The 20,092-nt window shown below is 58.5% G+C and carries 19 protein-coding genes; 10 read left to right on the top strand and 9 right to left on the bottom strand.

Annotated features, from left to right (window positions below; all coding sequences use genetic code 11):
- Positions 1 to 17: 17 nt before the first annotated feature.
- The 3 genes from relA to cysM form a co-directional block, all read right to left on the bottom strand.
- Positions 18 to 2,261: a GTP diphosphokinase gene (gene relA / locus POR16_RS06795; RefSeq protein WP_024669909.1), complete on the bottom strand. Its 2,244-nt coding sequence runs from the start codon at positions 2,259 to 2,261 to the stop codon at positions 18 to 20.
- A 157-nt stretch (positions 2,262 to 2,418) separates the two neighbouring features.
- Positions 2,419 to 3,774, bottom strand: a complete 1,356-nt coding sequence (gene rlmD / locus POR16_RS06790; RefSeq protein ID WP_005889665.1) for a 23S rRNA (uracil(1939)-C(5))-methyltransferase RlmD — start codon at positions 3,772 to 3,774, stop codon at positions 2,419 to 2,421.
- Positions 3,774 to 4,676, bottom strand: a complete 903-nt coding sequence (cysM, locus tag POR16_RS06785; protein ID WP_005889664.1) for a cysteine synthase CysM — start codon at positions 4,674 to 4,676, stop codon at positions 3,774 to 3,776. The genes rlmD and cysM overlap by 1 nt, the downstream gene beginning before the upstream one ends.
- Before the next feature lie 274 nt (positions 4,677 to 4,950).
- Here cysM and POR16_RS06780 point away from each other — a divergent pair, with 274 nt between their 5' ends.
- The 3 genes from POR16_RS06780 to POR16_RS06770 all read left to right on the top strand — a co-directional run bounded on the left by POR16_RS06780 (position 4,951) and on the right by POR16_RS06770 (position 8,699).
- Complete coding sequence (locus POR16_RS06780) at positions 4,951 to 7,704, top strand: response regulator (RefSeq protein ID WP_005889663.1); 2,754 nt, start codon at positions 4,951 to 4,953, stop codon at positions 7,702 to 7,704.
- A 147-nt stretch (positions 7,705 to 7,851) separates the two neighbouring features.
- Positions 7,852 to 8,295: a hypothetical protein gene (locus POR16_RS06775; RefSeq protein WP_005889662.1), complete on the top strand. Its 444-nt coding sequence runs from the start codon at positions 7,852 to 7,854 to the stop codon at positions 8,293 to 8,295.
- Positions 8,292 to 8,699, top strand: coding sequence for an META domain-containing protein (locus tag POR16_RS06770; RefSeq protein ID WP_005889661.1), 408 nt, complete (start codon positions 8,292 to 8,294; stop codon positions 8,697 to 8,699). The genes POR16_RS06775 and POR16_RS06770 overlap by 4 nt, the downstream gene beginning before the upstream one ends.
- A 240-nt stretch (positions 8,700 to 8,939) precedes the next feature.
- On the opposite strand, the gene POR16_RS06765 is transcribed toward POR16_RS06770, so the two are convergent.
- Positions 8,940 to 9,407, bottom strand: a complete 468-nt coding sequence (locus POR16_RS06765) for a TlpA disulfide reductase family protein (protein ID WP_005889660.1) — start codon at positions 9,405 to 9,407, stop codon at positions 8,940 to 8,942.
- 131 nt (positions 9,408 to 9,538) lie between these two features.
- Here POR16_RS06765 and arsC point away from each other — a divergent pair, with 131 nt between their 5' ends.
- The 3 genes from arsC to POR16_RS06750 all read left to right on the top strand — a co-directional run bounded on the left by arsC (position 9,539) and on the right by POR16_RS06750 (position 11,267).
- Positions 9,539 to 9,892: an arsenate reductase (glutaredoxin) gene (arsC, locus tag POR16_RS06760; RefSeq protein ID WP_005889659.1), complete on the top strand. Its 354-nt coding sequence runs from the start codon at positions 9,539 to 9,541 to the stop codon at positions 9,890 to 9,892.
- A complete protein-coding gene (gene wrbA, locus POR16_RS06755) occupies positions 9,889 to 10,494 on the top strand; it encodes an NAD(P)H:quinone oxidoreductase (protein ID WP_005889657.1) in 606 nt (201 codons plus the stop codon). Before arsC ends, wrbA begins: the two co-directional genes overlap by 4 nt.
- A gap of 101 nt (positions 10,495 to 10,595) precedes the next feature.
- Positions 10,596 to 11,267 carry a DNA-3-methyladenine glycosylase I gene (locus POR16_RS06750; RefSeq protein WP_005889655.1) on the top strand — a complete coding sequence of 224 codons (672 nt, stop codon included), beginning with the start codon at positions 10,596 to 10,598 and terminating at the stop codon, positions 11,265 to 11,267.
- 6 nt (positions 11,268 to 11,273) lie between these two features.
- Here the strand turns inward: POR16_RS06750 and ttcA are convergent, their stop codons facing one another.
- Positions 11,274 to 12,098 (bottom strand): tRNA 2-thiocytidine(32) synthetase TtcA, encoded by an 825-nt coding sequence (gene ttcA / locus POR16_RS06745; protein WP_005889653.1) that lies wholly within the window; start codon positions 12,096 to 12,098, stop codon positions 11,274 to 11,276.
- 195 nt (positions 12,099 to 12,293) lie between these two features.
- Here ttcA and POR16_RS06740 point away from each other — a divergent pair, with 195 nt between their 5' ends.
- Complete coding sequence (locus POR16_RS06740; protein WP_005889651.1) at positions 12,294 to 12,788, top strand: SprT family zinc-dependent metalloprotease; 495 nt, start codon at positions 12,294 to 12,296, stop codon at positions 12,786 to 12,788.
- 64 nt (positions 12,789 to 12,852) lie between these two features.
- Here POR16_RS06740 and POR16_RS06735 read toward each other — a convergent pair whose 3' ends face one another.
- A complete protein-coding gene (locus POR16_RS06735) occupies positions 12,853 to 14,205 on the bottom strand; it encodes a dicarboxylate/amino acid:cation symporter (protein WP_005889649.1) in 1,353 nt (450 codons plus the stop codon).
- A gap of 676 nt (positions 14,206 to 14,881) precedes the next feature.
- Here POR16_RS06735 and POR16_RS06730 point away from each other — a divergent pair.
- Together POR16_RS06730 and POR16_RS06725 are read left to right on the top strand one after the other, a co-directional pair.
- Positions 14,882 to 15,904: a hypothetical protein gene (locus POR16_RS06730; protein ID WP_005889647.1), complete on the top strand. Its 1,023-nt coding sequence runs from the start codon at positions 14,882 to 14,884 to the stop codon at positions 15,902 to 15,904.
- On the top strand, positions 15,898 to 16,620 hold the full coding sequence (locus POR16_RS06725; protein WP_005889645.1) for a hypothetical protein: 723 nt from the start codon (positions 15,898 to 15,900) through the stop codon (positions 16,618 to 16,620). Before POR16_RS06730 ends, POR16_RS06725 begins: the two co-directional genes overlap by 7 nt.
- Before the next feature lie 94 nt (positions 16,621 to 16,714).
- Here the strand turns inward: POR16_RS06725 and POR16_RS06720 are convergent, their stop codons facing one another.
- Genes POR16_RS06720 through POR16_RS06710 form a run of 3 tightly spaced genes read right to left on the bottom strand, consistent with a single transcriptional unit; the run spans position 16,715 to position 19,113 of the window.
- A complete protein-coding gene (locus POR16_RS06720) occupies positions 16,715 to 18,061 on the bottom strand; it encodes an ATP-binding protein (protein WP_005889643.1) in 1,347 nt (448 codons plus the stop codon).
- Positions 18,058 to 18,735 (bottom strand): response regulator, encoded by a 678-nt coding sequence (locus POR16_RS06715; protein WP_005889641.1) that lies wholly within the window; start codon positions 18,733 to 18,735, stop codon positions 18,058 to 18,060. Before POR16_RS06715 ends, POR16_RS06720 begins: the two co-directional genes overlap by 4 nt.
- A 27-nt stretch (positions 18,736 to 18,762) precedes the next feature.
- Positions 18,763 to 19,113, bottom strand: a complete 351-nt coding sequence (locus POR16_RS06710; protein ID WP_005889640.1) for a hypothetical protein — start codon at positions 19,111 to 19,113, stop codon at positions 18,763 to 18,765.
- Positions 19,114 to 19,290: 177 nt separating this feature from the next.
- Between POR16_RS06710 and POR16_RS06705 the strand changes: the two genes are divergently transcribed.
- Positions 19,291 to 20,079, top strand: coding sequence for a dienelactone hydrolase family protein (locus POR16_RS06705; RefSeq protein WP_005889638.1), 789 nt, complete (start codon positions 19,291 to 19,293; stop codon positions 20,077 to 20,079).
- The last annotated feature ends 13 nt before the right edge of the window (positions 20,080 to 20,092 follow it).

Here is a 20,092-nt window from a genome sequence, read left to right as displayed (position 1 = left end):
GTGCGCGCAGCCGACGCTTATGGCGTCCTGTTTCTGCGTGTTTCAATGATGTTCGGCAACTGGGAAATCCGCCCCAACAGCCGCCCCAGCGCGTCCAGACCCGGAATCTCGATGGTCAGGGACATGAGCGCAGTGTTGTCTTCCTTGTTCGAGCGGGTGTTGACCGCCAGCACATTGATGCGCTCGTTGAGCAGCACCTGAGTGACATCGCGCAGCAGCCCGGAGCGGTCGTAAGCGCGGATGATGATGTCCACAGGGTAGGTAAGCACCGGCACCGGCCCCCAGCTGACCTGGATGATCCGCTCGGGTTCGCGGCCGCCCAGTTGCAGCACCGAAGCGCAATCCTGGCGGTGGATGCTGACGCCGCGGCCCTGAGTGATGTAACCGACAATCGCGTCGCCTGGCAGCGGCTGACAGCAGCCCGCCATCTGCGTCATCAGGTTGCCGACGCCTTGAATCTGAATATCGCCGCGCTTGCCAGGCTTGTAGCCCGTGGCCTTGCGCGTGATCAGTTCCAGTTGTTCGTTTATGCGGTCCGGCTCGACCTGTTGCTGAGCCAGATTGACCAGCTGTGCCAGACGCAGATCGCCTGCGCCCAAGGCCGCGAACATGTCATCGGCAGTCTTGTGATTGGCCTTGTCCGCCAGCTTGTCGAAGTCGACCTGCGGCAGCGCCAGCCGCGCCAGCTCGCGCTCGATAAGGGTCCTGCCAGCAGCGACGTTCTGATCACGAGCCTGCAGCTTGAACCAGTGAACGATCTTGGCCCGTGCCCTGGAGGTGGTGATGTAGCCCAGGTTGGAGTTCAGCCAGTCGCGGCTCGGTGTGCCGTGTTTGCTGGTAATGATCTCGACCTGCTCACCGGTCTGCAGGCTGTAGTTGAGCGGCACGATCCGCCCGTTGATCTTCGCGCCCCGACAGTTATGGCCGATCTCGGTGTGAACCCGATAGGCGAAGTCCAGCGGCGTCGCCCCCTTGGGCAGGTCGATGGCGTGCCCGTCAGGCGTGAAGACATAGACCCGATCCGGTTCGATATCGACCCGCAGCTGGTCTGCCAGGCCACCGATATCACCCAGCTCTTCATGCCACTCGAGCACCTGACGCAGCCAGGAAATCTTCTCTTCGTAGTGATTGGACCCGGATTTGACGTCGGTGCCCTTGTAGCGCCAGTGCGCGCAGACGCCCAGCTCGGCTTCTTCGTGCATGGCGTGGGTGCGGATCTGCACCTCCAGCACCTTGCCTTCCGGACCGATGACCGCGGTGTGCAGCGAGCGATAGCCATTTTCCTTGGGGTTGGCGATGTAATCGTCGAACTCCTTCGGAATATGCCGCCACAGCGTATGCACAATCCCCAGCGCGGTGTAGCAGTCGCGCATTTCCGGGACCAGCACGCGCAAGGCACGCACGTCGTAGATCTGGCTGAACGCCAGGCCCTTGCGCTGCATTTTGCGCCAGATGGAATAGATGTGTTTCGCCCGACCGCTGATGTCGGCCGTCACGCCGGTCGCTTGCAGCTCGTTGTCGAGCTCGGACATGACTTCGCTGATGAAGCGCTCGCGGTCCAGCCGGCGCTCGTGCAGCAGCTTGGCGATCTGCTTGTACTGGTCGGGCTCGAGGTAGCGGAAAGACAGGTCTTCCAGCTCCCACTTGATGTGACCGATGCCCAGACGATGCGCCAGCGGCGCGTAGATGTCGAACACCTCGCGGGCCACCCGGTTGCGCTTTTCGTCGTCGGCATTCTTCACCGCCCGAATCGCACAGGTGCGCTCGGCCAGTTTGATCAACGCGACGCGCACGTCGTCGACCATCGCGACGAGCATCTTGCGCAGGTTTTCGACCTGCGCCTGACTGCCCAGCACCAGCGACTGCCGGGGGCTAAGGCTGGCGCTGATCGCGGCCATGCGCAGCACGCCGTCGATCAGTTTGGCAACGGTGGAGCCAAAGCGCTGCTCGACTTCCGGCAACGGAATGACCCCTTCGCGCACGCCACGGTATATGACCGCAGCGACCAGCGAATCCTGATCCAGCTTGAGGTCAGCGAGGATCTCCGCGATTTCCAGACCGGTCTGGAAACTGGAGGTGCCTTCTGCCCAGTGATTCTTGTGGACCTTGTCGTTCTGCTCGGCTTGCCGGGCAAATTCACAGGCCTGTTTCATGACTTCCCGGTCCAGGACCAGGTCGACGCTGACAATATGATCGAGCCATGCGTCGAGATTGATACTGCCGTCTGTGTTTATCGGCTGGTTCGCTCTCACCTGTACCATGTTGCTTACCTTCCCTAAGGCGCGATGAATAGCGCCATCAGTCGCCAGCCTTCTGAGCGAATGCCACTTGCCGGGCAAGCAAGAACCGGCATTCGCGGGCCAGTCGGATTAAATGAGATTCCCTGTCGGCAGCTGGACTCTATCCAATGAAGGCTGCTCACTGTCTCATTTCAAATAAAGCCATCGCCTCGACATGCGCCGTCTGTGGAAACATATCGAGGATTCCGGCACGTTTTAATCGGTAGCCCTGACGGATCAGTTCGACCGTGTCACGAGCCAAAGTTGCCGGGTTGCATGAAACATAAAGCAGTCGCCGGGCACCCGTCTTGCTGATCTGGCGTACCACTTCAAACGCCCCGTCACGCGGTGGGTCCAAGAGTACCGCAGAAAACCCCTCCGCCGCCCAGTCGGCGTGTGTCAGCGGCTGGGAAAGATCCGCCTGAAAAAACTGCACATTGTGCAGATCATTACTCATTGCGTTGACAGCTGCACGTTCGACCATAGTCGCTACGCCTTCGACCGCCACCACTTCTTTCGCCAGACCGGCCAGCGGCAAAGCGAAGTTGCCAAGGCCGCAGAACAGATCCATGACACGCTCATCAGCCGCAGGGGCCAACCACTGCAGGGCTTGCTCGATCATTGCGGTATTGACCGCCGCATTGACCTGAATGAAATCCCCCGGACGCCATGCCAGTTGCAAGTTCCACGGTTCAAGCCGGTAACCCAGCGTATCGCCGGGGCTGGCCGGTTGCGGTTCGCCGTCGCCGTGCAACCACAGCTGCGCACCCTGCGCTGAACAGAACGCCTGCAACACTGCAAGATCAACGTCCGCCAAAGGCGCAGTGTGACGCAACAGCAAGGCAGTCGAAGAACCGCTGAACAGCTCGACATGCCCCAGCACCTGAGGCTTGCTGAAACTCTTCAGCATGGATGGCAACTGACGCATGATCGGTTGCAAGGCCTGTACCAGCACCGGACATTCATCGATGCTGACGATGTCCTGGCTGGCCGCCGCGCGAAAACCTACGTCCAGACGTTTCGCCTTGGCGTCCCAGCGAACCGCGACCCGCGCCCTTCGGCGATAGGCCAGTTCAGACCCGCTCAAAGGCGCTGCCCATTCATCCGGGGCAATATTGGCCACGCGCAGCAGTTGCTCGGCGAGCATGCGCTGTTTCAGGGCAAGTTGTTCGTCATGGGGCACATGCTGGACGCTGCACCCGCCGCAACGCCCGAAATAATCACAGGCGGGGGCGCGACGCAGGTCGCTGGCAACAAACACGCGCTCGGTGCGCGCTTCGACAATCTTGCCGCGAGCATTGAGCACCCGCGCCTCAACCTCTTCGCCTGCCAGGCTGCCCGCAACGAACCAGGTCCTGCCATCCACAAACGCTATGCCGCGCCCGTCATCAGACAGGCGCTCGATGGTCAGACGCTGCTTTTTACCGGCAGGCACCTGCACGCTCTTGACGCCGCCGGTGGGCTGGAAGCGCAGGCCTCTTTCATGCTTGGCCATCAGTTGGGCGTGTCATATATACCGGTCGACAGGTAGCGGTCGCCTCGGTCACAGATGATTGCCACGATCGTGGCGTTTTCGACTTCGCGGGCGATACGCAGCGCCCCCGCCACCGAACCACCGGAGGACACCCCGCAGAAGATCCCCTCTTCGCGCGCCAGCCGGCGCATGGCTTCTTCGGCCTCTACCTGCCCCATATCGATGATGCGATCGACACGGTCCGACTGATAGATTTTTGGCAGGTATTCGGTCGGCCAGCGACGAATGCCGGGGATGGATGCACCTTCCATCGGTTGCAAACCGACGATCTGCACATCGGGATTCTGTTCCTTGAGGTAGCGCGAGGTGCCCATGATGGTGCCAGTGGTGCCCATCGAGCTGACAAAATGCGTGACGGTACCAGCGGTCTGCCGCCAGATTTCCGGACCGGTGGACGTGTAATGCGCCTCAGGGTTGTCGCCATTGGCGAACTGATCGAGCACTTTGCCGCGACCTTCAGCCTGCATGCGGTCCGCCAGATCACGAGCGCCTTCCATGCCGTCTTCCTTGCTGACCAGAATCAGCTCGGCGCCATAAGCGGTCATCGCGGCCTTGCGCTCGGCACTGGAATTGTCCGGCATGATCAGGACCATGCGATAGCCCTTGATCGCAGCGGCCATGGCCAGGGCGATTCCTGTATTACCGGAAGTGGCTTCGATCAGCGTGTCCCCCGGATGGATCTGGCCGCGCAGCTCGGCACGGGTGATCATCGACAGTGCCGGGCGGTCTTTTACCGAACCCGCCGGGTTGTTACCTTCCAGTTTCAACAGGATGGTATTGCTGGTATGACCGGCCATGCGTTGCATACGCACGAGCGGAGTGTTGCCGACGCAATCGGCAATGGTTGGATACTGCAGGGTCATGGCGTATTCGCGGTCCAGTCTGCGGGGGCGCCTATCATAACGGCAAACGCTCAAAGCCCATATCACGCAAAGTGCGGTCGTTATTCCCAAAAGGCATAACGCCTCATTTCTGAGAACTCCGCATGCTGTGGTTTTTGCGAGAAATAACACCTTGTCAGGCCGACGAAGCTGCCCACTCCTCCTTTAAATGGCTAAACTCGACCCCTTGTGCCGATACAGACAGGCAGCCGATGCCTGATATCGACGGATTGATACCTGTTGCTGGAGAAAAAGCGTGCTGACCAAGCTGGGTATAAAAGGCCGTGTGCTGCTTCTGACCATTCTGCCTGCCAGCCTGATGGCCGCGATGCTCGGCAGCTATTTCACCTGGATGCAGCTGAATGAGCTGCAAAGCCAGCTGCTGCAACGCGGTGAAATGGTCGCCCAGGATCTGGCGCCCCTCTCGGCCAACGCGTTAGGCCGCAAGGATAAAGTGCTGTTGAGCCGCATCGCGTCGCAGACGCTCGAGCAGACCGACGTGCGCGCCGTTTCATTCCTCGACGTCGACCGCACGCCCTTGGCGCACGCCGGCCCGACGATGATCAGCCCCGTGCCGATCGGCAATAGCTCGCAACTGCTCAGCTCCACCGGCAACGACGCCACGCGCTACCTGTTGCCGGTGTTCGGCCATCAACGGCACCTGACCAGCCCGATCATCCCCGCCGAAGCCGACACGCTGCTGGGCTGGGTAGAGCTGGAGATATCTCACAACGGCACTCTGCTGCGCGGCTATCGAAGCCTGTTCGCCAGCCTGTTGCTGATTCTGACCGGGCTGGCCTTCACCGCGACGCTGGCCGTACGCATGAGCCGGACCATCAACGGCCCGCTGAGTCAGATCAAGCAGGCGGTGTCGCAGCTCAAGGACGGCAACCTCGAAACCCGCCTGCCGCCACTGGGCAGTCGCGAGCTGGACGAACTGGCGTCAGGCATCAATCGCATGGCGGCCACGTTGCAGAACGCGCAGGAAGAACTGCAGCTCAGCATCGATCAGGCCACTGAAGATGTCAGGCAAAACCTGGAAACCATCGAGATCCAGAACATCGAACTGGACCTTGCACGCAAGGAAGCGCTTGAAGCCAGCCGGATCAAGTCCGAATTTCTGGCCAACATGAGCCACGAGATCCGTACGCCGCTCAATGGCATTCTGGGCTTCACCCACCTGCTGCAGAAAAGCGAGCTGACCCCGCGCCAGTTCGATTACCTGGCGACCATCGAGAAGTCCGCCGACAACCTGCTGAGCATCATCAACGAGATCCTCGACTTCTCGAAGATCGAGGCCGGCAAACTGGTGCTCGACAATATCCCGTTCAACCTGCGTGACCTGTTACAGGACACCCTGACCATCCTCGCCCCGGCGGCCCACGCCAAACAGCTGGAGCTGGTCAGCCTGGTCTACCGTGACACACCGCTGGCGCTGTCCGGCGACCCGTTGCGCCTGCGGCAGATTCTGACCAACCTGGTCAGCAACGCGATCAAATTCACCCGCGAAGGCACTATCGTCGCCCGCGCCATGCTGGAAGACGAGACCGAAGAACACGCACAACTGCGCATCAGCGTGCAGGACACCGGCATCGGTCTGTCCAGTCAGGACGTGCGGGCGCTGTTCCAGGCCTTCAGCCAGGCAGACAACTCGCTGTCCCGCCAGCCCGGTGGCACAGGTCTGGGGCTGGTGATATCCAAGCGTCTGATAGAACAGATGGGCGGAGAAATCGGTGTCGACAGCACTCCGGGCGAAGGCTCGGAATTCTGGATCAGCCTGAAACTGCCCAAGGCCCGGGAAGACAAGGAGGAATCGCTCAATATTCCTTTGGGAGGGCTGCGCGCCGCCGTGCTTGAACATCACGACCTTGCACGCCAGGCGCTGGAGCATCAGCTCGAAGACTGCGGCTTGCAGACCATCGTCTTCAACAACCTCGAAAACCTGCTCAATGGGGTGACGGCGACCCATGAGACGCCGATGGCGATTGACCTCGCGGTGCTTGGCGTGACTGCGCTGGAAATCTCCCCGGAGCGACTGCGCCAGCACATCTGGGACCTGGAAAACCTCAACTGCAAAGTCATGGTGCTGTGCCCGACCACCGAGCATGCGCTGTTCCAGCTGGCTGTTCACGATGTCTATACCCAGCTGCAGGCCAAGCCCGCCTGTACCCGCAAGCTGCAAAAAGCCCTGTCCGAACTGGTCGCCCCGCGCGCAGTTCGCGCAGGCATCGGGCCGCCGCTGTCGAGCCGTGCACCGCGCGTGCTGTGCGTGGATGACAACCCGGCTAACCTGCTGCTGGTGCAAACATTGCTCGAAGACATGGGCGCCGAGGTTGTCGCTGTCGAGGGCGGCTACGCAGCGGTCAATGCGGTGCAGATGGAAGCGTTCGACCTGGTGTTGATGGATGTGCAGATGCCGGGCATGGACGGGCGTCAGGCGACTGAAGCAATTCGCATCTGGGAAGCTGAACGCAGTCAAAGCTCTCTGCCGATTGTGGCCCTCACCGCTCATGCGATGGCCAATGAAAAACGCTCGCTGCTGCAAAGCGGAATGGATGACTACCTGACCAAACCGATCAGTGAGCGGCAACTGGCCCAGGTGGTACTCAAGTGGACCGGGCTGGCGCTGCGCAACCCTGCCCCTGAACGCCAGAATGAAGCGTCTGAGGTGCATGTCGGGCCGCTGGTGCTCGATCATGAAGAAGGTTTACGTCTGGCGGCAGGCAAGGCAGATCTCGCGGCCGACATGCTGGCCATGCTACTGGCCTCGCTGGACGCCGACCGCGAAGCCATTCGTATGGCCCGCGCCAGCCAAGACGTGCAAGGCCTGATCGAACGCGTGCACCGCCTGCACGGCGCAACGCGTTACTGTGGCGTGCCGCAACTGCGCACCGCTTGCCAGCGCGCTGAAACCCTTCTAAAGCAGGGCGCTTCAGGCAGTGGAGATGCGCTGGATAACCTGGAAAAAGCCATCATCCGGCTTGAGGCCGAGGCGCGGGTGATGGCGTAATGCCCGCCCTTTCATCCTCAGGGAGATAAGCCAGGACTGTACATCTGGCGTTCCTCCCGCCCCAGCGAGGGAATGCCGTCCCGTACGTTCTACATTCAATGTCGAGGATGCGGAGCGTGATAGGATGCGCGAAATTTTGGAGGACCCATGGCCGAACACGATTTTCGCTACAGCATGCTCAATCCGCAGCACACCCTGACTGAATGCCGCACATTGGCCCCCGGCCGGTATCAGGTCACCGGCAACGGCGGCTCGATCCATGACAACGACCAATTGCTGGTGACCATCAAGGGCAGCAAAAGCCTGCACATGCGTCTGACCGTCGAGAAGGTCCGGCACTTGATCAACCCGCCCGGTCAGTGGATTGCAGTGGCCAAAGGCCCGGTATTTGATGAGTTGGCGATTCACCAGTGGCAGGTTCACTGCGACCGCTGCAATGCCGAGCTGAACTTCGAGTTCATGGTCGAGAGCAAGCTGGGCGTCAAGGCACAGAAACCCGCTGCCAACGCGCGTATCGCAGAACTGGGCTGGAAAACCGAGGGTGAGAAGCACGTCTGCAAGAAGTGCCAGGAGCAGGAGAAAGCGGCATGAAACAGTTTGCACTCTGGAGCCTGATCGGTGGCGCAATGCTGACCGGTTGCACCGCGGACCCGCTGCCGATTCGTCAGGATCAAAGCTACGTGATGGAATGGATCGGCGAACGTCCGCTGATCGATAACAGCCGTCTGACCATGACCCTCGGTGCCGATGGCCGCGCCTACGGCAATGCTGGCTGCAACCACTGGTTCGCGCCTTACACCCTGAACGACCACACCATCAGCTTCGGCGCAGTGGGCAAGACCCGCAAGATGTGCGCCCCGGCCTTGATGGAGCAGGAACAACGGTTCATCAAAGCCATCAGCAGCGTGCAACGCTGGGACATCTCGCCCATTGAGCAACTGCGCCTGTGGCCCGCTCAAGGCAAACCGCTGCGCTTCTGGCTGGAAGATAGCTGACGCTTGTCGTACTCATGCCATGCAGATAATTATCGTGACGCTCTGCGTCACACAGCGGTTCTGTAATGTCAGTTAGATGACCATCGTACCCAAGCTCCGCGTGGGCACGCCGTTCGTGACGCTCTGCGTCACAGGCCTGCGCTGCACCACGTAGTCAGTTTGTACACAGAACATTGCAATCTGCATCTTCGCCCCTGAGCGCAGTAAATGAGGGGGCTCAGCCAAAGAGAGCGGCCCTTATCAGCCTTCCCCGCGCAGCGCATTGAGCTTCTGCATCACGGTCGCAGCCGACTGCTCCCCCAGCAGTTGCTCGCGCATCTTGCCCTTGTCGTCGATTATGTAGGTCACCGGCAGCGCTTCGGAAGGCGGCAGATTGTATTGCTCGGCCGGGTCCTGGGCCAGTACGGTGAACTTGATACCCAGCGCGTTCGCGGCGTTTTTAAGCTCGTCGCCCTGCAGGTTATCGAAGTTGACGCCCAGCACTGTCACCTTCTTGTCCTTGAGCTGCTCGGACAATGCATTGAATTGCGGAACCTCGGTCCGACACGGGCCACACCATTCGGCCCAATAGTTCACTACCAGCCAATGCCCCTTGATCTGCTCGCTGGCAACCTTCTGACCGTTCTGGTCAGTGCCCAGGTCCACGCCACAACCGCTGAGCAGCAAGCTGCCGAAAAGTATCACCGCTGCTGTTAATCGCCTTGCCATCTGCTTCTTTCCTCGCCCTGTTCAACCTGCAATGACTTATACCCAAGCCACGACTATTGACCATTCGATATGTCGAACAGCGTCATCACTGGGTAGAATACGCCCCACCCCATACAAGATGCGACCTGCAAATGACCGATCTGACGCTGTATCACAACCCGCGCTGCAGCAAATCCCGCGGCGCGCTGGAACTGCTTCAGGCTCGCGGCCTGACCCCGGACGTCGTTCTGTATCTTGAAACCCCGCCCGACGCCGCCACCTTGCGCGAGCTGCTCGGCAAGCTGGGCATCGGTGCCCGGCAACTGCTGCGCTCCGGTGAAGATGATTACAAGCAACTCAATCTGGCCGACCCGGGCTTGAGCGACGAGCAACTGATTGCCGCCATGGCCGCCCATCCCAAACTGATTGAACGACCGATTCTGGTCGCCGGCGACAAGGCTGTAATTGGCCGTCCACCCGAGAACATTCTGGAGCTGCTGCCATGAGCACACCTTATATTCTGGTTCTGTATTACAGCCGCAACGGTTCCACAAGCGAAATGGCCCGGCAGATTGCCCGCGGCATCGAGCTGGGTGGCATGGAAGCACGGCTGCGCACCGTCCCCGCTGTTTCCACCGACTGCGAAGCAACTGCCCCCGAGATCCCGGAAAACGGCGCACTCTACGCAACCCTCGACGACCTGAAAAACTGCTCCGGCCTGGCGCTGGGCAGTCCGACCCGCTTCGGTAACATGGCCGCGCCGTTGAAGTACTTTCTGGACGGCACCAGCAACCTTTGGCTGACCGGCGCTCTGGTTGGCAAGCCAGCTGGCGTGTTCACTTCAACAGCCAGCCTGCACGGCGGCCAGGAAACCACGCTGATGTCCATGCTGCTGCCGCTGCTGCACCACGGCATGCTGATCATGGGCCTGCCATATAGCGAATCGGCGCTTGTGGAAACCACCGGTGGCGGCACGCCCTATGGCGCCAGCCATCACGCCGGAGCCGATGGCAAGCGCCCGCTGGATCGTCACGAAACCGACCTGTGTCGCGCACTCGGTCAGCGCCTGGCGAAAACGGCATTGCAACTCGACACGCCGCGCAGCTGAATCGGCACAGGGTCGTCTGACGCGCTTAGTTAAATCGCAAACTTGCAGCGCAAGGGCCGGTCTGAGCCCTTGAACTGCCTGTTTAATTCTTTGGAGAACCGATGCACGACTACAAATGGCTGAACGAGTATTGCCTGAATCGATTCGGTTCCGCCAAAGCACTGGAAGCCCACCTGCCCACCCCCAAGACCCCAAAACAATTGCGCGCCATCAGTGCCGACCGCTACCTGTCGACCATGGCCCTGCGCGTGTTTCGTGCGGGCCTGAAACACAGCCTGGTGGACTCCAAATGGCCGGCGTTCGAGGAAGTGTTTTTCCGCTTCGACCCTGAAAAAGTCGTGCTTATGGGGGCCGACCATCTGGAGCGGCTGATGCAGGATGCGCGCATCATTCGCCACCTGGGCAAGCTCAAGAGCGTGCCGCGCAATGCGCAACTGATTCTGGACATCGAACAAGAGCATGACAGTTTCGGAAAATTCATTGCCGAGTGGCCGGTCGATAACATCACCGGCCTTTGGCAGTACCTCGCCAAACACGGCAATCAGATGGGCGGCCTGTCGTCGCCGCGCTTTCTGCGCATGGTCGGCAAAGACACCTTCATCCCGACCTGGGACGTGGTCGCCGCCTTGAACGCTCAGGATATTGTCGACCGCGTGCCGACCAGCAAACGCGATCAGGCCATCGTGCAGGACGTGTTCAACCAGTGGCATGCCGAAAGCGGCAGGCCGATGTGCCAGCTTTCAGCGATGCTGTCCTTCACCGTCAACCACTGACCAAAATCAGATATTGACCACATTGACGAACCGCGATGCAGCAGTCTCGTCAATGCGCAGGCTGCTGAAGTCGAACAGATTGCGGTCGGCCAGTTGCGACGGCTGTACGTTCTGCAAGGCGCGGAAGATGCTTTCAGTACGCCCCGGCGTCTTGCGCTCCCAGTCCAGCAACATGTCCTTGACCACCTGACGCTGCAGGTTTTCCTGCGAACCGCAAAGGTTGCACGGGATGATGGGAAACTGCTTGAGGTCGGAATAGGCCTGAATGTCCTTTTCATGGCAGTACGCCAACGGACGAATCACCACGTTACGACCGTCATCCGCACGCAGCTTGGGCGGCATGGCCTTGAGCGATCCATTGAAAAACATGTTGAGGAAAAACGTCTCGACGATATCGTCGCGATGATGCCCCAGCGCCATCTTGGTAGCACCGATCTCGTCCGCGAAGGTGTACAGCGTGCCGCGCCGCAGCCGCGAACACAGCGAGCAGGTGGTCTTGCCTTCCGGAATCAGTTCCTTGACCACCGAATACGTGTCCTTTTCGACGATGTGGTACTCGACACCCAGTTCCTTCAGGTAGGCAGGCAATACATGCTCGGGGAAGCCGGGCTGCTTCTGGTCCATGTTGACCGCAACAATTTCGAACCTGATCGGTGCCACTTTCTGCAGGTGCATCAAGACGTCGAGCATGGTGTAGCTGTCCTTGCCACCCGACAGGCAGACCATGACCTTGTCACCCTCTTCGATCATGTTGAAGTCGGCAACCGCCTCGCCGGCCAGCCGACGCAGGCGTTTCTGCAGTTTGTTCTGATTGACTGAAAGGGTGCCCATTGATGAGAGGTATCCGCTAACGGTGACGTGAGAAAAGGCAGGCATTTTACGCATAACCGATGCATCGTTAAACAGGCTGCGCTGCTGCGGTTCAGGCTGGCAACGGAGCCGGATCAGAAATGACCACCGGACAGTCGGCATTTTCAGAGCGTAGCCACATTGCGGCATACTTGACGCACTGGAGAACCCCAAAGCATGCCCGAACAACTCAATGCCCGCGTCGAGACCTGCTATCAGCAGGCCGAAGCGTTTTTCAAGCGAACCTTCAAACGCCCGGTGGTCAGTTTTCAGCTACGCGGCCAAAAGGCTGGCGTCGCGCATTTGCATGAAAACCTGCTGCGCTTCAATCCACAGCTTTACAAGGAAAATGCCGAGGACTTTCTGCGCCAGACCGTGCCGCACGAAGTCGCGCATCTGATCGCCCATCAATTGTTCGGCGGCAGCATTCAGCCGCACGGTGAAGAGTGGCAACTGATCATGCGCGGCGTCTATGAACTGCCGCCCAACCGCTGCCATACCTACGCCGTCAAGCGCCGCAGCGTGATCCGCTACATCTACCGCTGCCCGTGCCCGGACAGCGACTTCCCGTTCTCGGCGCAGCGCCACAGCATGATCCGCAAGGGCCGGCGCTACCTGTGCCGTCGCTGCCGCGAGCCGTTGGTATTCAGCGGCGAAACCCGCACGGAATAACGCTCGACAACTCACAGGCATAAAAAAACCCATCCGAAGATGGGTTTTTTATGGCCTGAAACTATCAGACGGTCTTGGTAGTGTTCACTGCATGGGCAGGAGTCGCGCCTTCGGCAACGCCGAGGTCGTCTTCCGGGCGGGTTTCCAGGATGGCACTGCCACCGGAAGCCAGTTCCGATTGCAGCTTGTCGGTGTCCAGCTCGCCGACCCACTTGGCAACCACGACGGTGGCTACAGCGTTACCGACCAGGTTGGTCAAGGCGCGGGCTTCGGACATGAAGCGGTCGATGCCCAGAATCAGCGCCAGACCGGCAACCGGCAGGTGACCGACAGCCGACAGGGTCGCGGCCAGTACGATGAAACCACTACCGGTTACGCCGGCAGCACCTTTAGAGGAGAGCAGCAGAACCAGCAGCAGGGTGATCTGATGAGTGATGTCCATGTGCGTGTTGGTCGCCTGGGCGATGAACACAGCAGCCATAGTCAGGTAGATCGACGTACCGTCCAGGTTGAACGAGTAGCCAGTCGGGATAACCAGACCCACAACGGATTTCTTGGCACCCAGACGCTCCATCTTGATCAGCATGCGTGGCAGGGCAGATTCCGACGAGGAAGTACCCAGCACGATCAGCAGCTCTTCACGGATATAGCGAATCAGCTTGAAGATGCTGAAGCCGTGAGCGCGGGCGATTGCGCCCAGCACAAACACGACGAACAGCACGCAGGTGATGTAGAAGCAGATCATCAACTGACCCAACTGCACCAGCGAGCTAACGCCGTAGGCACCGATGGTGAAAGCCATTGCACCGAACGCACCCAGCGGGGCCAGCTTCATGATCATGTTGATGATGTTGAACATCACGTGGGCAAAGCGATCGATGAAGTCCAGAACCGGCTTGCCGTACGAACCCAGGCGATGCAGGGCGAAGCCGAAGATCACCGAGAACATCAGGACTTGCAGGATATCGCCATTGGCAAATGCGCCGACGATGGTGTTGGGAATGACGTTGAGGATGAAGCCGACGATGCTCTGGTCCTGACCCGCAGTCACGTAAGCCGCGATCTTCGAGGCGTCGAGCGTGCTGACGTCGATGTTCATGCCGGCACCCGGCTGAACCACGTTGACCACGATCAGGCCGATCAGCAGGGCGATGGTCGAAACAACCTCGAAATACAGCAGCGCATAACCGCCGGTCTTGCCAACCGACTTCATGCTTTGCATGCCGGCGATGCCGCTGACAACGGTACAGAAGATGATCGGAGCAATAACCATCTTGATCAGTTTGATGAACCCGTCACCCAGCGGCTTTAAAGCCTTGCCGGTGTCCGGGTAGAAGTGACCGATCAGGATACCGATGACAATCGCTACGATTACCTGAAAATAGAGGGACTTGTAGATGGGCTGACGAGTCGTCATTGCAGTTTTCCTCAAGGGCGCCGTCGGCATCTTTACCTGATGCACGCGGGCCTATAAAGCGCTAACCCTCCTGCACTGGAGGGATTTGTTTTGTCGAGCTGCGCAAAGCAGGCATCTACCCTCTGGGTAGCAATAGGCGTGCCATAGAATCAAAGTGATATCAAGACCCCCGCCTGGCAAGGCTTAAAAGGGTAACAGTAGTCGGGGAGCGAAAGGAGATGTGGCGGTTTTCCGCCGCATAGAGGAAACGTAGGGGCGTCAGTGGCGGATATCCGCCTTTGAGTGACACAGAATGAGCGTGCAGCTCGCTCTTGCTCAGCGAGCAGATGCGCACGACTGCCTGGAATATTAGGAGCTGCAAGAGCGCCTGAATGACACCGATCCCAGAAGCAGACGTTTCAGCAAAACCTGATGTCAGCTCGAATCGTGGATTGATAGAGGTATCAGCCCAAAAATCTTTAATCGGATCTCTTCATTGTTTCAAAAAAATCGGGCACCCTTGCAGAGCATTTTGTATACATCATTACTGATTTATAATTGCTATCTGCATCTGAGCCAAGCTTGATACACGTACTGAAAGCGTATTGACATCAAGGCCACGAACTTTGAAAGCGTTGCTGATGCGAGCGACGTCAAACACCTGATGAATGAATCTCAAAGCAAAGGAGTGATAGCCATGGATGAGAGGCTTTTACCGCGCACTGCAGCCATGAACCGCGGCCCTACTCGTCAAGCAGGCTTGCTAGGCCAAGGGCAAATGACCTTTCCTAGCGAGCGACCAGCTCCACGAACGTCAGCGCTAATGACGTTTGGCGGCTATTACGCTATTGATGATTTCAGCGCTGCCATGATCCTTATTAGTGAACTCAAGGATCCAGAGTCGGGTTTGAACGAAACAGAACTGAAGTCGTCCGTCCTTTTTTTGAACGATCTTATTGCAAACATGAAGAACGCATCGGAGGTCTCAGCCGAAGCGCTAGCGAACCTTCAAAAAGAAGCTATAAGTATCCCTGTAGTCGGACCTCTGTTATTTTCTACAAGCAATCTTCCCGGTACAGTTGCCGGGGTGGGCGGCGTAATTTCTGCGGCATTAAAGACAAAAAAAGTTTCGGACTTAGTAGATCTTCCCCCTGGACTGCAAAAAACCCTGAACAAATGGGCAAAAACCAAAGGCTCCGAAAACTTTAGTACTGTTAATAAAAAATTTAAAGGCAGACTTAAGATTATCAGAATTAACGGCAAGCTGCACCTGGAGGTACCACTTACAGCAGAAGCCATTAAATATAGAATATTTGGCGCCAATGCTGGCCGAGCGGTACATATACCCACTACAGGCACCGCGAAGGCGTTAAACTCTTCTGCGAGGTTACACTCAAAGGGCGCTAGAGGGGTCCCAAAACTTATCGGTGGCAACATAATAGGACTGGCTTTGGCTGTAGGACCGCAGGCTTATATGGATGCTAAAAGCTCCAACTCGATGGGAGAGTTTTTAGATAAGTCTGCCGACACACAACCCACGAACCTCGCCGCGTTTGGCGCTGGCTTTATAGCCACAGTAGTGATAGGGACAAGCGCACCGCTCGTCATCATTATTGCTGCAGGAATAACCGCTGGAATGGCCGCACAGTACTTTATGGGAGAGTCCGGCTGGGATAAATCCATTGCAGAACGTTTAAAACGGTGGAGAGCCTCATGGTAGATACACAACCCAACTCTATCAGGAAAGTGCTCTATGCCAATACATTGCTACTGTACTTTTTTATATTCGTACTGTCATCCAGCTCCCCCCTTCTTCTCTGGCTCGCAACGGGTTCATTTTTTATATTTCTGGGGCGCACGCTGTTCCTGATTTATGTGAATGAGCGATTTTCTGCTTTTGCCACGCAATTTTATGCCGGAATAATACTGACGTTTACGATCATTAGCGTGGGAAGTGTTTATACCGCGTCCAAAAAAGAGCTTCATCTAGATTCTGTAGCGGCAGTACTCTGGGGCGGACTCCCTTTTCTGCTTGTCCTGATCGAGATCCTGATAATCATTAAGAGCCGTTTTAATCACGAGTCGCTGCCTTTCAAGACTCAAGATGGCAAAGTAATGACAGAGCTCAATCACTACAGCGTACAACATGGGCTAATTGCTGGGGTAGCCACACTCATTTCCTGCATTATCCTCAAAACCTTCGGGGCCGCGAGCACTGGCCTTTTGGTCGGTTTCACTTCGACAGCACTGACACTGTATCTTGTGTTTCATTATCGATTCCCCATACGCGGCCTAGTGGCGCTTGTGGCGAAAGAGAAAAAAACGGGGCCTTACACGTTCGCCAATATTGAAGAGATTCGTGAAGCGCGTAGCAAGTGGTGGCTCAGCCGACTGTTTAACTGGCTGACATCTCATCGCAGCAAACCAGGCATTTGATAGGTAGCAACTGATGGGCTATCAAGATTAATTTAACAACGCGGGCCCGTCACAGACACTTACGGGGGCTCGCGCATTGCTTTACGCCCTTCGCTCACTGCGCCAGAAAATGAATCCTGAACGCCGCGCCACCCAGCGCTGAATCTCCCAGGGTCAGCTGCGCGCCGTAGCTTTCGATAATGTCCTTGACCACAGCCAGACCTATACCCTGTCCGGGATTCTGCCGGTCCAGCCGTTCGCCCCGCTCAAGGATGCGCGCACGCTGGCTTTGCGGGACACCGGGGCCGTCATCTTCGACACACAGCTCATCGCCGTCCGCTGAGCGTGTGAAGCTGACGCGCACTTCGCCAAGACACAGCCGGTAGGCGTTTTCCAACAAGTTACCGAGCATTTCCAGCAGCGCGCCCTCCTCCATGTGGACCTGGCAATCCTGCGGCAGATCGAGCGTGGCCTTGACCCGCTTGTCGCGGTAGACCTTATCAAGCGTGTTGCACAGGCTTTCGACCACCGGCCGCAGCATCACGTGATGGCGTACCAGACCGCTCTTGCGCAGGCTGGCGCGCTGCAGTTGATAGCCGATCTGCTGGCTCATGCGCTCGATCTGCGATTGCAGCACGCGTGCCTGCTCGACGTCCTCGGGACGCTTGGCGATGTTCTCGCTGACGCCCTGCAATACCGCCAACGGTGTTTTCAGGCTGTGTGCCAGGTCGTCCAGTGAGTCGCGGTAGCGTATGCGCTGTTCACGTTCGCTGCGCAGCAGGCGGTTGAGCGAGTCGGTCAGGCGCAGCAATTCGCTGGGATGCTCTTCGCTGAGGCTGTCGCGCACGCCCGACTCCACCTGATCCAGTTCCTGACTCAAGCCACGCAAGGCACGCAGCCCCCAGGTCAGGCCCATCCACAACAACCCGAGCAAGACTGCCAATGCAGCGCCGAAGCCCAGATAGAGCTTGCGCCGCAAGCCGTCGATGGTTTCCTGATAACCGCGCAACGGCTGCACCGCGACGATGCTGAATGCAGCGTTACGGCCGCCAAGCAGACGAATCTCGACGTCGTAGACGAAGTACTCGTCTCCATTGATTTCCTTGATCTTGGTGAACTCGCTACCTTGCCCGTCATATTGCGGGCGATAGTCGATGTCTTCGCCTTCGGTGGACAGCGAACGCCAGACCATCTGCCCCTGGCGGTTATAGATGTAGCCCAGCAAGCGACTGCCAGGCAGATTGAATTGTTCGCCCGGCAGCACCGAAGGCATCATCAGATGGCCGTCTTCGACCCGCGCGGCAGAAATCATGGTGGTGACGTCGGAAGCCAGCCGCTGCTCGATCGCCCCGCGTAACGCCAGACTGAATGCGCCCTGCAAAGCAGGCAGCATCAGCAACATGAAGATCACCGCCAGCGTGGCGGCACCCAGCATGAGGCGCAGGCGAAGCGAACGAATCACGTACAGCGCTCATTGAACAGGTAGCCCATGCCACGCACGGTTTCGATCGGTTTGAAGGCCACGCTGCCGTCTAGCTTGCGGCGCAAGCGGCCGACCAGCACTTCGATCACATTCGGATCGCGCTCGTCGTCGTCAGGATAGAGCTGCTCCATCAGACGCTCCTTGGGCACCACCTGCTGGTGATGGAGCATCAGGTACTCGAGAATGCGGTATTCGTACGCGGTCAACGCCAGTGGCTGTTCGGCCAGTGCAGCGTGCTTGCGGTTAAGGTCCAGCAGCAATGGGCCAGCCGTGATGGTCGATTGAATAAAGCCACTGGAACGCCGCAGCAGGGCATTGAGCCGGGCTTCCAGCTCTTCGAACTGGAAAGGTTTGACCACATAGTCGTCAGCGCCGGCAGCCAGTCCTTCGACCTTGTCCTGCCAGTTGCCGCGTGCGGTCAGGATCAGGATCGGAAACGCCTTGCCCAAGGTGCGCAGCTGACGAATCAGGTCCAGCCCGCCGATGCCCGGCAGCCCCAGGTCGATCACCGCCAGATCGTGATTGAATTGCGCGACCTGATACAACGCTTCTTCGGCGTTGGCCACTGCCTCCACCACATGCCCCGCTTCGGTCAGACGGGTGCGCAAGTGGTGGCGCAGCAGCGCTTCATCCTCAACTACCAACAACTTCATGCAGCTCTCCCAGGCACAATCGCAGCCTCAAGACAAAGAATGAAACGACATCGTCGCATCAGTACTCAACAGGTGGGCGCTGACGGGCACATGCTGTGTCACATCATAGCTGCCCAGCAGGATTTCGCGGCTGACAGGCAGGCCATTGTGGGTCCCCGTCAGACTTCCGTAAACCGGCAGGGAATATAGCGTCCCCGCCGATGCATTGGTTTGCCCCTGCTCCCCGAGCGCGTGCCCCCAGCTGTGCGTGTCGTCGAGCCTTTCGCTGGTCTTCGCGAACTCGATGCGGGCCACTTCAAGTTTGCTGTCGCCAGCCTGCGCCGCCGCGCTGCCTCCCAGAAAAGCCAATGCCAGGAAAAACTTGTTGAGATTCAACATATCGACTCCTTTTGCGCTCGGGCACGCTGTCAAGGTAGGGCTCAACAGTAAGCGTGCCGGGCTGAACCCCGACTGAACACTGCATGAACCGGTGCTGAACAGTCCTGCGCGCCACCTGTCGCAGAATCGGCTATTGTTGGCCTTTCATCCTGTACACCCCCGTAGAAGGAGCTGCACATGCGTTTGTGGATTGCAATGATCATGATGGGCCTGACCGGGCTCGCCCAAGCCGCGATCAAAACCGAACAGGTCGATTACAAAAGTGCTGACGGCACCAGACTGGTGGGCTATTACGCCTACGACGACGCCATCAAAGGCCCGCGCCCCGGGATTTTGGTGGTTCATGAATGGTGGGGTTTGAACGACTACGCCAAGCGTCGCGCCCGCGATCTGGCGGCACTGGGTTATAGCGCAATGGCCATCGACATGTATGGCGAAGGCAAGAACACCGAGCACCCGAAAGACGCAATGGGCTTCATGCAGGCAGCATTGAAGGACAGCGATGCGTCCGACAAGCGCTTCGACGCCGGGCTTGAGCAATTGAAGAAACAGCCACAGACCGACCCGAAAAAGATTGCAGCCATCGGTTACTGCTTCGGCGGCAAGATCGTCCTGGACGCAGCGCGTCGCGGCGAACCGTTGTTGGGCGTGGTCAGCTTCCACGGCGCGCTGGTGACCAACACCCCGGCCAAACCGGGCATCAAGGTGCCGATGCTGGTCGAGCATGGCGCCAAGGACAGCATGGTCACACCGGAGAACGTCGTCGCCTTCAAAAAGGAAATGGACGACGCCAAGGCTGACTACACATTCGTCAGCATCGACGGCGCCAAACACGGCTTCACCAACCCCGACGCCGACCGCCTGAGCCACGGCGAACATGGTGGCCCGGACATCGGCTACGACAAAGCCGCCGACCAGAGCTCATGGGCGGACATGCAGAAGTTTTTCAAGAAGATATTTGGCTGATCACTGACCGACG

Source organism: Pseudomonas coronafaciens pv. oryzae str. 1_6 (assembly GCF_000156995.2).
Classification (GTDB): Bacteria; Pseudomonadota; Gammaproteobacteria; order Pseudomonadales; family Pseudomonadaceae; genus Aquipseudomonas; species Aquipseudomonas tremae.
Note: the sequence above shows the minus strand (reverse complement) of the source record. Positions and strands in the feature narration are given on the sequence as shown.

Bases quoted from the DNA above. Each gene is read 5' to 3' on its own strand.
- POR16_RS06765 (WP_005889660.1), bottom strand. From the start codon at position 9,407: ATGGCAAGGCGATTAACAGCAGCGGTGATACTTTTCGGCAGCTTGCTG.
- rlmD (WP_005889665.1), bottom strand. From the start codon at position 3,774: ATGGCCAAGCATGAAAGAGGCCTGCGCTTCCAGCCCACCGGCGGCGTC.
- ttcA (WP_005889653.1), bottom strand. From the start codon at position 12,098: ATGGGCACCCTTTCAGTCAATCAGAACAAACTGCAGAAACGCCTGCGT.
- relA (WP_024669909.1), bottom strand. From the start codon at position 2,261: ATGGTACAGGTGAGAGCGAACCAGCCGATAAACACAGACGGCAGTATC.
- POR16_RS06705 (WP_005889638.1), top strand. From the start codon at position 19,291: ATGCGTTTGTGGATTGCAATGATCATGATGGGCCTGACCGGGCTCGCC.
- POR16_RS06725 (WP_005889645.1), top strand. From the start codon at position 15,898: ATGGTAGATACACAACCCAACTCTATCAGGAAAGTGCTCTATGCCAAT.
- wrbA (WP_005889657.1), top strand. From the start codon at position 9,889: ATGAGCACACCTTATATTCTGGTTCTGTATTACAGCCGCAACGGTTCC.
- arsC (WP_005889659.1), top strand. From the start codon at position 9,539: ATGACCGATCTGACGCTGTATCACAACCCGCGCTGCAGCAAATCCCGC.
- POR16_RS06740 (WP_005889651.1), top strand. From the start codon at position 12,294: ATGCCCGAACAACTCAATGCCCGCGTCGAGACCTGCTATCAGCAGGCC.
- cysM (WP_005889664.1), bottom strand. From the start codon at position 4,676: ATGACCCTGCAGTATCCAACCATTGCCGATTGCGTCGGCAACACTCCG.
- POR16_RS06735 (WP_005889649.1), bottom strand. From the start codon at position 14,205: ATGACGACTCGTCAGCCCATCTACAAGTCCCTCTATTTTCAGGTAATC.
- POR16_RS06730 (WP_005889647.1), top strand. From the start codon at position 14,882: ATGGATGAGAGGCTTTTACCGCGCACTGCAGCCATGAACCGCGGCCCT.
- POR16_RS06770 (WP_005889661.1), top strand. From the start codon at position 8,292: ATGAAACAGTTTGCACTCTGGAGCCTGATCGGTGGCGCAATGCTGACC.
- POR16_RS06710 (WP_005889640.1), bottom strand. From the start codon at position 19,113: ATGTTGAATCTCAACAAGTTTTTCCTGGCATTGGCTTTTCTGGGAGGC.
- POR16_RS06775 (WP_005889662.1), top strand. From the start codon at position 7,852: ATGGCCGAACACGATTTTCGCTACAGCATGCTCAATCCGCAGCACACC.
- POR16_RS06750 (WP_005889655.1), top strand. From the start codon at position 10,596: ATGCACGACTACAAATGGCTGAACGAGTATTGCCTGAATCGATTCGGT.
- POR16_RS06715 (WP_005889641.1), bottom strand. From the start codon at position 18,735: ATGAAGTTGTTGGTAGTTGAGGATGAAGCGCTGCTGCGCCACCACTTG.